Raw genomic sequence first — 14549 nt, 5'->3', positions numbered from 1 at the left:
AGAGCGTAGAGCGGCATATCTGCCTATGAATACGCTCATGAAGGAAATGCGACCGCCTGTCTCGCAGGCTGATCGCCACCGGCGGGCCTGCTGGCAACAGTGGGTGCCGGGCCAGTGCCATGGCAACGCCCACGCCATCATTCCCGGCTGGACCAGCGCTTGCCGCCGCGGTGTTTGTCCCCCTGGCACATGCACCCATCCGCTCACCCCCCCGTCGCCGTTTTGGAATAGGTTAATCTTCCGCGCAGATGACCGACCTCAACTTGCCGGCCTCCGGGGCGTCCTCCGCCCCGGTGCCGGCTCTCGTATCCCATGATGAACGAACCTTCTCGCCCGCAGCTCGTTGGGGAGCATCCCTCCATCGTCGCCCTGCGTGAACTGGTCGCCCGCGTCGGGCGCAGCCAGGCTAGCACCGTGCTGATCTATGGCGAGACCGGGACGGGGAAGAGCCTGGTGGCGCGCATGCTCCACGCGCAGTCCAATCGGGCCGGGCGCGAGTTCATCGATATCAATTGCGCTGCGATTCCCGCCCAGTTGCTCGAATCCGAGTTGTTTGGCCATGAGCGTGGATCGTTTACCGGCGCGGTCAGCAGGAAGGAGGGACTGATCGAGGCGGCGAATGGCGGCACGGTCTTCCTGGACGAAGTCCGCGAGCTCGATCCTGTGATGCAGTCCAAGATCCTGACGCTGCTGGACACGCGGCGGTTCCGGCGGGTCGGCGCGGTGCGTCCCATCAGCGTGGACGCCCGCTTTATCGCAGCGACCAACAAGATCCTGCTGAGCGAGGTCAAGGCCGGCAAGTTTCGCGAGGATCTGTATTACCGGCTGCAGGTGATTGCCATCAATATCCCGCCGCTGCGCGAGCGTGGCGACGACATCTTCCTGCTCGCGAGCAACGCGCTGGCGAAGTACAACGCGCAGTACGGCAGCCACTTCCAGCGGCTGGAACCGGAGGTGGCGCGCATTTTCCGCGCGTACCGGTGGCCGGGAAATGTGCGTGAACTCGAGAACCTGCTGGAGCGCATCTGCCTGCTGGAGGAGGGCGATTGCATCCGGCCGCATCACCTGCCGGCGCGCATCCTGCGGGACGTGGCGCGGCCCGCGGGCGCGGTGGACGATGCCGTGGCGCAGCCGGCTGCAATGAACGGGCACGTTGCGTCCGAGCAGGGGCAGGACTATCAGGAGGCCACGGCTCGCTTCCAGCGTGCGCTGATTGAGCAGACGCTGGTGTCGTGCGGCCAGAACGTCAGTGCGGCGGCCGAGAAACTGGGGTTGAGCCGGCACGCTTTGCGGCACCAGATGATGAAGCTGGGACTGCTGGCCCCGACTGCCGGAAGCGACGAGGGGGATGCGTGAACTTCACGCAATTACGGCATGGTTTTTTGCGTGAAAATCACGCGAAAGGCGGAGGGTGTGGCGCTAAATCTATGAAATATAAAGATTTTTTCATGATTCGCCCTGTGGCACGCAATCTGCTCTAGATGAATCGTCAAGCCCGGCTTGGGGAAGACACCATCTGGAGAACACTGCATGCAGTCCCTGAAGATCATTTGCCCTAATGGCCATCTCGGCTTTGCGCCGTTGCGCACTGAGAGCTTTGGGTTGGGGGTGGAGGCGGGCCCTGACTATATCGCGGCCGATTCGGGAAGCGACGACGTGGGCCCGGTGCCGCTGGGCTCGGACACCTCGACGAGTCCCGAAGCTTGGCAATGCCACGATCTGGAGCAAATGCTGCTGGCGTCGCGCCGTCTCGGCGTGCCGATGATCATCGGCTCGGCCGGCGATACGGGGTCGAACAGCCGCGTGGACCTGTACGTGCGGATCATCGGCGAACTGGCCGCCAAGCATGGCCTGAAGAAGTTCCGGGTCGGCTACTTCTATTCCGAGGTGGACAAGGCTTTTCTTCGCGAGTCAATGCGGCGCGGAAAGACGGTGAGCGGGCTCGATGGGTTTGCAGACCTGACCGAAAGCGAACTCGATGCAACCGACCGTATCGTTGCCATGGCCGGTGTCCATCCCTATGTGGCGCTGCTGCGCCAGGGCGCCGACGTGATTATCGGCGGGCGCAGCTCGGATGCCGCGGTCTTTGCCGCGCCGGCGCTACACCACGGCTTTTCCGCCGATCATGCCTATTACCTGGGCAAGGTGCTCGAGTGCGCATCGTTCTGTGCCGAGCCCTATGGCGGCAAGGAGACCGTGATGGGCGTCATTTCCCACGAGGACGTCCAGGTCACGGCGATGCATCCCGAGCAGCGCTGCACCGTCGCCTCGGTATCCGGCCATGCGATGTACGAGCGCTCCAATCCGTACGAGGAGTTCGTCGCCGGGGGCAGGCTGGACATGACGCATTGCCGCTACGCGCAGGTGGACGATCGCACCACGCGCATCACGGGCTCGCGCTTTATCGAGGCGGAAACGGTCCGGGTCAAGCTGGAAGGCGCGGGGAAGGTGGGCGAGCGCTTCGTCGGCCTGTGCGGCATCCGCGACCCCTACACCATCGCCAACGTGGACCGGGTGATTGCGTGGGCGCGCGAGCAGGTGCGCGCGCGTTTTGGCGACAGCGGCTATCAACTGCACTACAGCGTGTACGGCCGCGATGGCGTGATGGGCGAGCTGGAGCCGCTGCGCGACCGGCCGGGGCATGAGCTCTGCGTGCTGGTGCAGGGGGTCGCCCCGACCCGCGCGATGGCCGAGGAGGTGACGATGATCGGCTTGCGCCAGATGTTCTATGCGCGGCTGCCTGACGTCAAAGGCACGGCCGGTTCGGTGTCGTTCCCGCTGGATGAAGTCCTGCACGCCAGCGCGGCCTATCGTTGGACGCTGAACCACACGGTGGAGGTGCAAGACCCCATGGCGCTGTTCCCCACCCACCTCATTGAAGTTGGCGTCTGAGCCTGGTGCCGCATATGACAACGACGACAACGACGACAACGACGACTACGATGACTACGACGACAACGATGGCAACGCAAAAACTGCATCAACTCGCCAAGACCATACGCAGCAAGAACGCGGGGGTCAACAAGATCACCTTCGACATCATCTTTCGCGAGGCGCACGAGTACGAACGCGTCAAGCGCTCGCGCGTGCTGAGCCGGGAAAGCATGGCCGCGCTATATGGGATCCCGGTCGAACGGATCTCCGATTTCGTCGAATACGATCCCGCGTACGCCATCAAGTTCACGATCTATCGCACCCGGCCCAGCGGCAGCGCCGGCGATGGCGACATCTTTGGCGCCCAGCAGTACGCGCCGCTGCTGGACCTTGATATCCCCGTCTAGGCAGGACGTCGCCGGATTCCACGGGACCCCGGGTGGACATCCGGCTCCCGGATCCTGACATCCATGCTGCTCTCCCCATTGCTACCCATTGCTACCCATTGAGACAGGAGCGCCGAATGCGAAAGACGTTAGCCCACATTGCGCTGTTGCTTGCCGCGATGTCCGCGGTAACCATGGTGGCGGCCCAGACCGATGCCAAGGTGCCGCCTTTGATCAGAATTGTCGTGCCGTTTTCGGCGGGCGCGAGCAACGACGTGATCGCGCGTGCGATCGCGCCGGGGCTGGCAAAGCGCCTGGGGACCACGGTCATCGTGGAAAACAAGCCGGGTGCGGCAGGCGTCGTCGGTGCCGATTCGGTTGCCAAGGCGCCACGGGACGGGTCCGTGCTGCTTCTGACGTCATCGACCTTCCTGACCGCTGCCGCCACCCAGCCGCGCTCGCCCTACGATCCGCTCGCCGCGTTCGCGCCGGTGTCCATGGTCGCCGAGGGGCCGCTGTTGCTGGCGGTCTCGTCCTCGACCCAGATCAGGTCGCCGGCCGAGCTGATCGCGGCAGCGCGCGCGAAGCCGGGCGCGCTGACCTACGGCTCGGCGGGGATCGGTTCGCTGGCGCAGCTGGCGACGGAGTTGCTGTGCGACATCTCGAAAGTCCAGATGATGCATGTCCCGTACAAAGGGGCCTCCAACGCGATGATCGATCTGGCCGCGGGGCAGATCGACGTCATGATGTCCAACTACAGCTCGCTGGTGACGCAGTTGAAGTCCGGCAAGGTACGGGCGCTGGCGGTGACCTCGCAGCGGCCGAACCCGGCGTTTCCCGAATTGCCGTCACTGGCGGCATCGGTGCCAGGCTACGGGATCGAGATCTGGGTCGGTGTCCTCGCACCTGCCGGCACGCCCGCGCCGCTGGTCCAGCGGCTGAACCGCGAGATCAATGAGATCGCTGCGTCGCAGGATGTGCGTGTCGTGCTTGAGCCGGACGGCTCGGCGCCCAAGGCAATGAGTCCGTCCGAATTCGGCGCGCGCATGAGGCAGGATCTTGCGCAGTGGAAGCACATCGCCAGCGGCAGGAAGATCGTGGCGGAATGAGGGGCGGGCATAGGCCCCTCAGGCGCCGCCCAGCAAGTCGCGCGCGTTCAGGATCGCGTACGCTATATCCGGCTTTGTCTCCAGGCAACGGCGTATCGCCGCGGGAATCGCCTGCTTGGTCTTGCGGCATAACCCGGTTTGCTCTTCCACCTGGATGTTGATGCCGCGCACCGTGCGCACTTCGTGGATGCTGGGCGTGATCGTCAGCACGATGCCCAGTTGCGCATGCATGCGCTTTTCCATGTCCTTGAGCTCGGCAAGACTCGACAGGCTTTCCAGGCGGGCGATCAGTCGCTTTTCCTCTTCCCGGGTCAGCCTCAGGATCCGCATGTCGGATTGCGGGTCGTCCAGCAGCGCTTCGCGACCGCACGTGCAGGCGCCTGGCGGACACTCCTTGCGAATCGGAAAGGGGACGTTCATGTCGTCGAGGCGATATGCGCCTCATCCGGAGGGGGAGGGGATATCTTAAATCAAGAGGCCAACTGGGCGCTGGCCCTTGTTGGGATTGAACCCGACAGGGCCGGCGCGAGCGAAAGCGGCTTGACGTGTGCCCGCAAAGCACAAATAATAGTAATGATTCTCATTTATACTAAAGGAGTCAACAACATCCGGATCTTGGCTCCGCGCCCGTGACCGCCATGCCCGACTTTCACTTGAGGCCTCCCATGCCCGTACTCCACCTCGCCCGCACACCCGCAACGCACGCCGCCAGCGTGCATAGCGCATGACCAAAGCCCAGGACTTCGAATGCCTGGCGCAGGAGCATGGTGTGCTGATGCTGCAATATGGCTACGCGCAGGCGCGCTGCAGTGAACTGCTGGTCACGCAGGCCGCCGAGATCGTGCGCTTGCAGGCTGAGGCCATGCGCCTTCGCGCCGCGGTGATCGTGCGCGACACGGCGCTGGCCTATGCGCGCGAGGATGGTGTCGTGCCGATCCGCCTTGGACGCATGACATGGCTTGGCGGCGGCATTGCGCTGTGGATGCGCCTGCGTGAATGGACGAGCGCGTGCTTTGGCCGTGGGGGGGCGTCGGCAACGCACACCGAACCGGTCGGCGAGAGGGCTAGTCTGCGCGCGAAGTCCGTGCTCTGCGTGGGGCAGGACAAATCGGGTGCCAGCGTCGCGCAGCGCGTGGTGGAGATGGCCGGTGGCCAGTTTCTGCACCACGATGGCGGCGACGCCGCCGATCCTGACGACGGGGAGGCACTGGAAGCCAGCCTGATCGCAGCCGACCTGGTGATCTGCCAGGCAGGCTGCGTCAGCCACAACGCCTATTGGCGCGTGCGGGACCATTGCACGCGTACGGGCAAGCAGTGCGTGCTGGTCGAGCAGCCGCAGGCCATGCAGTTCGTGCGCAGCGCGCAAGCGCCGTCGGCGCAAGCGAGCCACCAGGAATGACTGGCGCGCCGAGCGTGCCATCGAACCCTATGGAGAGGATGTAATGTCTGCCGATATCGATCTGGCCGATCTGGCGCTTTCCGACCCGCAGAAGGTGGCCTTTGACTTCCTGCTGACGCGGCAGTCGCCGTGGCCGCTGGGCGCGCCCGCGCCGTCGCCGAAGGAACTGGACCTGGTGTTCGAGGCGGCCTTGCGGGCGCCGGATCATGGCCAGCTCCAGCCCTGGCGCTTTATTGTGATCCGCGACGAGGCGTGCGCCGCGCTCGGCGAGGTGTTCGTGCGGGCGGCGCGGGCCCGCGACCCGCAGAGCGATGGCGAGCGCTTCCGGGCCAAGGCCATGGCCGCACCGATGCTGATTGCGCTTGGCGTACACGTGGAGCGCGGGCACAAGGTGCCGGAGATCGAGCAGTTGCTGGCAACGGCCGCGGCCACCATGAATATGCTCAACGCCCTGCATATCCTGGGTTACGGCGGCTTCTGGGCAACTGGCCTGAACAGCTATGACGAAAGTGTCCGGCAGGCGCTCGGCCTTGGTGAGGAGGAAACGCTGGTTGGCTTCCTGTATGTCGGCACGCCCAAGGACGCGGTGCGCCCGGCCAGCCGGCCGGCGCCCGAGGGCTTTGTCCGCGAGTGGCGGGGACCGGCCTGAGGCTTCCCGGCCTTCATTCCCGCTCGCCGGTTTGTGCACGCCCGCGGCCCCCAGCGGCCGGCCGGCGAGAAACCGCAGGAAGGTTTATCCTCGCCGTGTCGCGCAACCCGCCGCGGCGCAATTTGCGCGCTGGCGGGATGCCGCGTCTGGCAATCACTATCCAAGGACACCCCCATGTCGCTCTCGATGTATGAAGTATCGATCCCGGCCTTTATCCGGGCTTTCGGCAGCTTGTCGGCCATCCTGGACAAGGGCGCCGCATTCGCGCAGGCGCAGGGCATGGACCCGGCCGACCTGATCCAGACCCGCCTGGTGGCGGACATGGACCCGCTGCCGGCACAGGTGCAGCGCGCCAGCGACAGCGCAAAGGGTTGCGCGGCGCGGCTGGCTGGCATCGAGATGCCGTCCTTTGCCGACACCGAAACCACCTTCCCGGAACTGCAGGAGCGCATCGCCAGGACGGTGGCCTTCCTGAACACCATCCAGCCCGCCCAGCTAGAGGGCAGCGAAACGCGCACCATCGAGCTCAAGCTGCGCCCCGAGCCCGTCACGTTCGACGGCAAGTCCTACTTGCTGGGCTTTGTGCTGCCGAACTTCTATTTTCACGTCACCACGGCTTACGACATCCTGCGCCACAAAGGCGTGCCGGTGGGCAAGCGCGACTACCTCGGCCTGTCCTGATCGAGAGGGCGGCCTTTGCCGGCCGCCCCTGCTGCGCCTATGGCCTTTTTTTACCAAGCAGTACAAATCAGACCATCTAGGATGCCAGCCATGGTGCCGCCGTCGCGCAAGGCGCCAGCCTCGGCGCGGAGCCCGCGCCATGCGGGCCGCCCATCCCGGTCCGCTGGTCAATACCGTGCATACGTTGGTCATCAATATCGGGCTGGCGGCGTGTCCGTGCTGGAACAGGCGTGATGCGCCGGGGTCAGGCCCTGGTGGCGGCCAGCTTGCGCTCGCTCTTGGGGTGTTGCGCCAGCCGGTCCAGCTGGTCCAGCCGCCCGCTCAACACGGTCAGGCCAAGCGCCGCCAGTACCACCAGCGCGCCAATCCACGGCGTATGCATCAGGCCCATATGGGTCACGATCAGCCCGCCTGCCCATGCCGCGCCGGCAATGCCCAGATTGAACGCGGCGATATTGAGGCCCGATGCCACATCGACGGCACCCGGCGCATAGCGCTCCGCCTGCTTGACCACATAGACCTGCAGCGCCGGCACATTGCCGAAGGCGACGGCGCCCCAGGCCAGCACGGTCACCACCACCAGCCAGCGGTGCGGCGCGGTGAAGGTCAGCGAAAACAGCACGATGGACAGCAGCAGGAACACGATCTTGAGCGCGGCGATGGGGCCGTGGCGGTCGGCCAGGCGGCCGCCCCAGATGTTGCCCGCGGCGACCGATACGCCGTACACCAGCATGACCAGCCCGACCGCGCCGGCGCTGAAGCCCGATACGTCCTGCAGGATGGGGGCGAGGAAGGTGAAGGGGATGAACGAGCCGCCATAGCCGATCGCGGTCTTGGCGTAGACCAGCAGCAGGCGCGGTTCGGCCAGCACCTTGGCCTGTTGCAGCAGCGAGGCAGGGGCGCCATGGCGGATGTTGGCCGGAACGAACATCAGGCTGCCGACGAAGGCGACCAGGCCGAGCGCCGACACCGCGAGGAAGGTCTCGCGCCAGCCGAAATGCTGGCCGATAAAGGTGCCCAGCGGCACGCCGGTGACGAGCGCCACAGTCAGGCCGGTGAACATGATGGCGATGGCGCTCGCGGCCTTTTCCTTCGGCACCAGGCTGGTGGCGATGGTGGAGCCGATCGAGAAGAACACCCCGTGGGCCAGGCCGGTCAGGATACGCGCCAGGATCAGCGATTCGTAGCCGGGCGCCTTCCACGCCAGCAGGTTGCCCAGCGTGAACAGGGCCATCAGCGACAGCAGCAGCGCCTTGCGCGGCAGGCGGCCGGTGAGGGCGGTCAGCACCGGGGCGCCGATGGCCACGCCGAGCGCATAGAGGCTGACCAGCAGGCCGGCCGATGGCAGGGTGATGTGCAGATCGGCGGCGATGGTGGGGATCAGGCCGACGATGACGAATTCGGTGGTCCCGATGGCAAACGCGCTGATGGTCAGCGCGAACAGGGCAATGGGCATGGTGGGCTCCAGGAGCGTCCGGAATTAGGATGGGCGCAGTTTGCCGCTGTCTTCTTTGCAGATTAAGTGGGTGATCTGGATAAGATATTTGATTAGTATTCAACAATGAAGATCACTCTCGAAGAACTGCAGGCCTTTGCCACCGTCGTGGACAGCGGCTCCATCACGGCTGCGGCCGAGCAACTGGGGCAAACCGTCTCCGGCATCAGCCGTGCGCTGAGCCGCCTGGAAGACAAGGTGGGCACCACCCTGCTGCACCGGACCACGCGCCGGCTGGCGCTGAGCGAGGAGGGTGAGGCACTGCTGGCCCACGCGCGCGCGATCCTGGCTTCCGTGGAACTGGCGGAGGAGCAGATGGCCGTGCGCCGCCAGCGGCCGGCGGGACGGCTGCGGGTCAACGCGGCATCCCCGTTCATGCTGCACGTGATCGTGCCGCTGATCGGGGAATTCCGCCGGGCGTATCCGGAAATCGAGCTGGAGCTCAATACCAACGACCAGATCATCGACCTGCTCGAACATCGTACCGACGTGGCGATCCGTATCGGCACGCTGCGCGACTCCACCCTGCATGCGCGCGCGCTGGCCAGCAGCCGTGTGCGCGTGCTGGCCAGCCCAGCCTATCTCAAGGCGCGGGGCCGCCCGGAAAGCGTGGCGGACCTTGCCGGCCACAGCCTGATTGGCTTTAACCAGCCCGAGTCGCTCAATCGCTGGCCCTTGCGCGGTGCCGTGGGTGAAGAGGTGCAGATCACGCCGCATCTGTCGGCGTCGAGCGGCGAAACCCTGCGCCAGCTGGCACTGGCGGGCGAGGGCCTGGTCTGCCTGTCGGACTTCATGACCGACGCGGACCGGCGTCGCGGCGACCTGGTGCAGGTGCTGATGGCGCACACCATTGACGAGCGTCAGTCGATCAATGCGGTCTACTACCTCAATACCCAGCTTTCGGCGCGCATCGCCAGCTTCCTGGATTTTGTCGGTGGCAAGCTGCGTGAGGCGGCTTGGGCGCAACTTTAGGCCGGCGCGGGCCATGGGCAGCGCCTGAGCGTGGCCTTGGCAATAGGGGAAATCAAGGAGGCGGCTGGAGCGGATTGCGCTCCTGTGCGAAAATAGCGAGTTCGCCGCAGTTTCCTGGCCAATAGTCTGGCCAAGAGTCGCCACGCGTCGCCAGTTGCCCGCCCGGCATTCGCCGCGCGCCGTGCACCGACTGCCTCACTGCACCGCCCACAGCACTACCTATAAAAGCGATCAGAGCTTTACCAGCCAGCATGACTTACGCCGTCAAGGAAATCTTCTACACACTGCAGGGCGAAGGCGCCAACGCGGGCCGCGCAGCCGTGTTCTGCCGCTTCTCCGGATGCAATCTCTGGAGCGGGCGCGAGGAAGACCGTGCCAGCGCGGTCTGCCAGTTCTGCGACACCGACTTCGTCGGCACCGATGGCACCGAGGGCGGCAAGTACCGCACTGCCGAGGCGCTCGCCGACAAGGTGGCGGCCCAGTGGCCGCAGGCGGTGGATAGCAGCGCCGCCGGGCGTCCGCTAGTGGTCTGCACGGGCGGCGAGCCGCTGCTGCAGCTGGATGCGCCGCTGATCGACGCGCTGCATGCGCGCGGCTTCGAGATCGCCATCGAGACCAATGGCACATTGCCGGTGCCCGAGGGCATCGACTGGGTTTGCGTGAGCCCCAAGATGGGTTCCGAACTGGTGGTGAAGCGCGGCGACGAACTCAAGGTGGTGATCCCGCAGGATGGCCAGGATTTCGCCGCATACGAGCACCTTGATTTCCGCTATTTCCTGGTGCAGGCCATGGATGGCCCGCTGGCACGGCAAAATACCGCGCTGGCGGTGGAGTTCTGCCAGCGCCGCCCGCTCTGGCGCCTTTCGCTGCAGACCCACAAGCTGCTCGGCATCCGGTAGGCAAATCGCGCAAATCGCGCCGGTACGCACCGGCACACCTCGGCACCCATTGGCCCACATGAACAAGCAAGTTTCCATTACCCGCCGGCTGGAGTTCGACTCCGGCCACCGCATTCCCAACCATGGCGGCCAGTGCCGCAACATCCATGGCCACCGCTATCGCCTGGACCTGACGCTGTCGGGCGAGGTGCTGCATCGCGCCGGCGCCTCGGATGAGGGCATGATCCTGGACTTCAGCGATATCAAGGCGCTGGCCACGGAACACCTGGTGTCCAAGTGGGACCACGCCTTCCTGATCCATCGCGGCGATACCGCGCTGCTGAACTTCCTGCAGACCATGGACGGGCACAAGACGGTGGTGCTCGATGCCATCCCGACCGTGGAGAACCTGGCCCAGATCGCCTTCGACATGCTTGCCCCGGTGTTCAAGGATTGCTTCGGGCACCAGTTGCAGCTCACCCGCCTGGTGCTGTTCGAGACCCCGAACTGCTGGGCCGAGGTCAGCGCTGCCTTCAGCCTGCCGGCGCAGGACTGACTCGCCGCATGATGCAGCCGCGATGACCGAGCCGACCCTCCCGCCCGAGGCCAGCCTGGCAAGCCCGGATCTGTCCATGGATCTGGCGCTTGCGCGCGACCGCCGCTATATGCAGGCCGCGCTCGACGAAGCGCGCCTGGCCGAAGCCGCCGGCGAAGTCCCGGTGGGCGCGGTCGTGGTGTGGAACGACACCATCATCGCGCGCGGCCACAACCTGCCGATCCGCTCGGTCGATCCTTCCGCGCACGCTGAAATGCAGGCGCTGCGCGCCGCAGCCCGCGTGATCGGCAACTACCGCATGCCGGAGTGCGAGCTGTACGTGACGCTGGAACCCTGCGTGATGTGCAGCGGCGCGATCCTGCATGCGCGGATTCGCCACGTGGTGTTTGGCGCCACCGATCCCAAGACCGGCGCCGCGGGCAGTGTGCTGAACCTGTTCGAGCAGGCGCAGCTCAATCACCAGACCACCATTGCCGGTGGCGTGATGGCCGACGCGTGCTCGCGCATGCTGAAGGATTTCTTCGGCGGCAGGCGCCGGGCCCAGAAGGCCGCGCAGAAAGCGGCGCAAGTAGCCGAACAAGAAGCCGCGCAGGTTGCGGGGACAAGCGATGCGCCTGCCTGCGCGCATTGCGCCGCTGCCGCGCCTGCTGCCTCCACCGACACCGACCCAAGCCAGAACCCCGACGCATGAGCCAGCCCACGCCTACGCCAGCCACCGAAGTCCGCCTGATCGCGTCTTCCGGCTATCCGCACGACGTCGCCATCGCCGCGCGCGGCTGCGCCTGGCTCAAGGGGCAGGGCTTTCATGTCGGCAACCCGGATGTGCTGGCGCGCCGCTACCTGCGTTTTGGCGGCAGCGATGCCGAACGGCTGGCCGACCTGCATGCCATCGGCACCGGCGCGCCGCATGAGCTGACGCTGGCTGTGCGCGGCGGCTACGGTATTGCACGGCTGCTGGAGCAGGTGGACTTTGCCCGCATCGCCGAGCAGGCGCGCGCGAGCCAGACGCCCATCGTCGGCCACAGCGATTTCACGGCCTTCCAGCTGGCGTACCTGGCGGCCACCGGCGGCGTCACCTTTGCCGGCCCGATGTTGCTGGCGGATTTTGGCGCGGACGTGGTCGACCCGTTCATGTGGCAGCACTTCAACGGCGTGCTGCGAGATCCGGCGTACACCATCGACGTGGATGCGCCGCAGGCTGGCGGGCAGCCTTTTACGGGCGCGTTGTCAGGCACGCTGTGGGGCGGCAACATGGCGATGCTGTGCAGCTTGCTGGGTACGCCGTTCATGCCGGCGGTGCAGGGCGGCATCCTGTTCCTGGAAGACGTCAACGAGCCGCCTTACCGGGTCGAGCGCATGCTGCTGCAGCTGGACCAGGCTGGCGTGCTTGGCGCCCAGCGCGCGATCCTGCTGGGCGACTTTTCCAATTACCGCGTGACGGATTACGACAACGGCTATGACCTGCCTGCCGTGGTGGCGTACATGCAGGAGCGCCTGTCGGTGCCGGTCCTCACCGGCCTGCCGTTCGGCCACTGCCCGCGCAAGTTGACCCTGCCAGTGGGAGGGCAGGCGCAGTTGAGCGCACGCGCGGATGGATTTTCGCTGTCGCTGTCGGGTTACCCGGTGTTGAAAGCGGCGCCTTGCGCCCACATCTGAGGCTTATCGCTTCGTTCCTTTGCCCGCCAGTGGTAAAATCGCGGGTTGTTTCCCGAATTCCCTGCCCGGGCCCCGCGCCAACGCGCCACCAGGTCGCCATGCCTGGCTTTGCGCCGTCCACGCAGCTAAGCAAATCAAGCGATTAGCCATTTGCACAGCCATCAGCAGGGCGGCAGCCCGAGGCAAGCGCGGCAAGTCCCGCGCCTCATCATTCATACAAGGTCCCAGACGTGCTTTCTACCGCAAACATCACCATGCAGTTCGGCCCCAAGCCGTTGTTCGAGAATATCTCGGTCAAGTTCGGCGAGGGCAACCGCTACGGCTTGATCGGCGCGAACGGTTGCGGCAAGTCCACCTTCATGAAGATCCTCGGCGGGGACCTCGAGCAGTCCGCCGGCACCGTCATGCTGGAGCCTGGCGTGCGCCTGGGCAAGCTGCGCCAGGACCAGTTCGCCTATGAAGACATGCGCGTGCTGGACGTGGTCATGATGGGCCACACCGAGATGTGGGCCGCCGCCGCCGAGCGCGACGCGATCTACGCTAACCCGGAAGCCACCGACGAAGACTACATGAAGGCCGCCGAGCTGGAGGCCAAGTATGCCGAGTACGACGGCTACACGGCCGAAGCGCGCGCCGGCGAGCTGCTGCTGGGCGTGGGCATCCCCACCGACCAGCATCAGGGCACCATGAGCAACGTGGCGCCGGGCTGGAAGCTGCGCGTGCTGCTGGCGCAGGCCCTGTTCTCGAACCCGGACGTGCTGCTGCTCGACGAGCCGACCAATAACCTCGACATCAATACGATCCGCTGGCTGGAACAAGTGCTCAACGAGCGCAATTCCACCATGATCATCATCTCCCACGATCGCCACTTCCTGAACTCCGTGTGCACGCACATGGCCGACATGGACTACGGCACGCTCAAGGTCTACCCGGGCAACTACGACGACTACATGGAAGCCTCCATGCAGGCGCGCGAGCGCCAGCTGGCGGCCAATACGCGCGCCAAGGAGCGCATCGGCGAGCTGCAGGACTTCGTGCGCCGCTTCTCGGCCAACAAGTCCAAGGCCCGCCAGGCCACCTCGCGCCTGAAGCAGATCGACAAGATCAAGGTCGAGGACATCAAGCCGTCGTCGCGCCAGAACCCGTTCATCCGCTTCGAGTTCGACAAGAAGCTGCACAACCTGGCCGTGGAAGCCGAGGGCGTGACCAAGACCTACGATCGCAAGGTCATCAACAACCTGTCGATCGCGATCCAGGCCGGCGAGCGCGTGGCCATCATTGGCGAAAACGGCGCCGGCAAGACCACCTTGCTGCGCAGCCTGCTGGGCAGCACCGTCAAGGGCGGCGTGGAAGTCGATCGCGGCACCATCAAGTGGGCCGAGAACGCCAATGTCGGCTATATGCCGCAGGACACCTTCGAGGAATTCCCGGTCGACCGCGACCTGATCGACTGGATGAGCCAGTGGACCCAGGCCGGCGACGACGACCAGTCGCTGCGCGGCACGATGGGCCGCCTGCTGTTCTCGGCCGACGACATCAAGAAGTCGGTCAAGGTGCTGTCCGGCGGCGAGAAGGGCCGCATGATCTGGGGCAAGCTGATGCTGGGCCGCCACAATGTGCTGGCGCTCGACGAGCCGACCAACCACATGGACATGGAATCCATCGAATCGCTGCAGATCGCGCTGGACAAGTTCACCGGCACGCTGGTCTTCGTCTCGCACGACCGCGTGTTCGTCAGCGGCCTGGCCACGCGCGTGATCGAAGTGCGCAACGATGGCACGCTGACCGATTACCTGGGTACGTATGACGAGTACCTGGAGTCGCAGGGTATTGACGGCTGAGCCGCTAGCGCCAGCCGAGCCAACAAGAAGGGCCGCCATGTGCGGCCCTTCTT

General features: G+C 65.5%; 15 protein-coding genes. 13 read left to right on the top strand and 2 right to left on the bottom strand.

Features of this window, described 5'->3' with window-relative positions; genetic code table 11:
- The first annotated feature begins 312 nt into the window (after positions 1–312).
- The 4 genes from AC1Q7Q_RS11890 (at position 313) to AC1Q7Q_RS11875 (ending at position 4369) form a co-directional block, all read left to right on the top strand.
- A complete protein-coding gene (locus tag AC1Q7Q_RS11890; RefSeq protein ID WP_492375513.1) occupies positions 313–1356 on the top strand; it encodes a sigma-54 interaction domain-containing protein in 1044 nt (347 codons plus the stop codon).
- A 174-nt stretch (positions 1357–1530) separates the two neighbouring features.
- Complete coding sequence (locus AC1Q7Q_RS11885) at positions 1531–2892, top strand: acyclic terpene utilization AtuA family protein (protein ID WP_492375514.1); 1362 nt, start codon at positions 1531–1533, stop codon at positions 2890–2892.
- A 68-nt stretch (positions 2893–2960) separates the two neighbouring features.
- On the top strand, positions 2961–3281 hold the full coding sequence (locus tag AC1Q7Q_RS11880; protein ID WP_492375515.1) for a DUF4387 domain-containing protein: 321 nt from the start codon (positions 2961–2963) through the stop codon (positions 3279–3281).
- Positions 3282–3397: 116 nt separating this feature from the next.
- On the top strand, positions 3398–4369 hold the full coding sequence (locus AC1Q7Q_RS11875) for a tripartite tricarboxylate transporter substrate binding protein (protein ID WP_492375516.1): 972 nt from the start codon (positions 3398–3400) through the stop codon (positions 4367–4369).
- An 18-nt stretch (positions 4370–4387) separates the two neighbouring features.
- Here the strand turns inward: AC1Q7Q_RS11875 and AC1Q7Q_RS11870 are convergent, their stop codons facing one another.
- Positions 4388–4789, bottom strand: a complete 402-nt coding sequence (locus tag AC1Q7Q_RS11870) for a hypothetical protein (protein ID WP_492375517.1) — start codon at positions 4787–4789, stop codon at positions 4388–4390.
- Positions 4790–5093: 304 nt separating this feature from the next.
- On the opposite strand from AC1Q7Q_RS11870, the gene AC1Q7Q_RS11865 reads away from it, so the two are divergent.
- The 3 genes from AC1Q7Q_RS11865 (at position 5094) to AC1Q7Q_RS11855 (ending at position 7098) form a co-directional block, all read left to right on the top strand.
- Positions 5094–5768, top strand: coding sequence for a DUF2325 domain-containing protein (locus tag AC1Q7Q_RS11865; RefSeq protein ID WP_492375518.1), 675 nt, complete (start codon positions 5094–5096; stop codon positions 5766–5768).
- A 43-nt stretch (positions 5769–5811) separates the two neighbouring features.
- The gene (locus tag AC1Q7Q_RS11860) at positions 5812–6417 is read left to right on the top strand and encodes a nitroreductase family protein (protein WP_492375519.1); all 606 of its coding nucleotides are present in this window, start codon (positions 5812–5814) and stop codon (positions 6415–6417) included.
- Positions 6418–6591: 174 nt separating this feature from the next.
- On the top strand, positions 6592–7098 hold the full coding sequence (locus AC1Q7Q_RS11855) for a DUF1993 domain-containing protein (RefSeq protein WP_492375520.1): 507 nt from the start codon (positions 6592–6594) through the stop codon (positions 7096–7098).
- Between the two features lie 244 nt (positions 7099–7342).
- Here AC1Q7Q_RS11855 and AC1Q7Q_RS11850 read toward each other — a convergent pair whose 3' ends face one another.
- Positions 7343–8554 carry an MFS transporter gene (locus AC1Q7Q_RS11850; protein ID WP_492375521.1) on the bottom strand — a complete coding sequence of 404 codons (1212 nt, stop codon included), beginning with the start codon at positions 8552–8554 and terminating at the stop codon, positions 7343–7345.
- 105 nt (positions 8555–8659) lie between these two features.
- On the opposite strand from AC1Q7Q_RS11850, the gene AC1Q7Q_RS11845 reads away from it, so the two are divergent.
- The 6 genes from AC1Q7Q_RS11845 (at position 8660) to AC1Q7Q_RS11820 (ending at position 14496) form a co-directional block, all read left to right on the top strand.
- Positions 8660–9565 carry a LysR substrate-binding domain-containing protein gene (locus AC1Q7Q_RS11845; protein WP_150983378.1) on the top strand — a complete coding sequence of 302 codons (906 nt, stop codon included), beginning with the start codon at positions 8660–8662 and terminating at the stop codon, positions 9563–9565.
- A 251-nt stretch (positions 9566–9816) separates the two neighbouring features.
- A complete protein-coding gene (gene queE / locus AC1Q7Q_RS11840) occupies positions 9817–10464 on the top strand; it encodes a 7-carboxy-7-deazaguanine synthase (protein ID WP_492375522.1) in 648 nt (215 codons plus the stop codon).
- A gap of 58 nt (positions 10465–10522) precedes the next feature.
- Complete coding sequence (gene queD / locus AC1Q7Q_RS11835) at positions 10523–10999, top strand: 6-carboxytetrahydropterin synthase QueD (protein WP_006159634.1); 477 nt, start codon at positions 10523–10525, stop codon at positions 10997–10999.
- Positions 11000–11021: 22 nt separating this feature from the next.
- Positions 11022–11690 (top strand): tRNA adenosine(34) deaminase TadA, encoded by a 669-nt coding sequence (gene tadA / locus AC1Q7Q_RS11830; protein ID WP_492375523.1) that lies wholly within the window; start codon positions 11022–11024, stop codon positions 11688–11690.
- Entirely contained in the window at positions 11687–12655 is a 969-nt protein-coding gene (ldcA, locus tag AC1Q7Q_RS11825) for a muramoyltetrapeptide carboxypeptidase (protein ID WP_492375524.1), read from the top strand. Before tadA ends, ldcA begins: the two co-directional genes overlap by 4 nt.
- 230 nt (positions 12656–12885) lie before the next feature.
- Complete coding sequence (locus tag AC1Q7Q_RS11820) at positions 12886–14496, top strand: ABC-F family ATPase (protein ID WP_492375525.1); 1611 nt, start codon at positions 12886–12888, stop codon at positions 14494–14496.
- Positions 14497–14549 lie beyond the last annotated feature (53 nt).

The organism is Cupriavidus sp. GW823-FHT07A04 (genome assembly GCF_058794615.1).
Note: the sequence above shows the minus strand (reverse complement) of the source record. Positions and strands in the feature narration are given on the sequence as shown.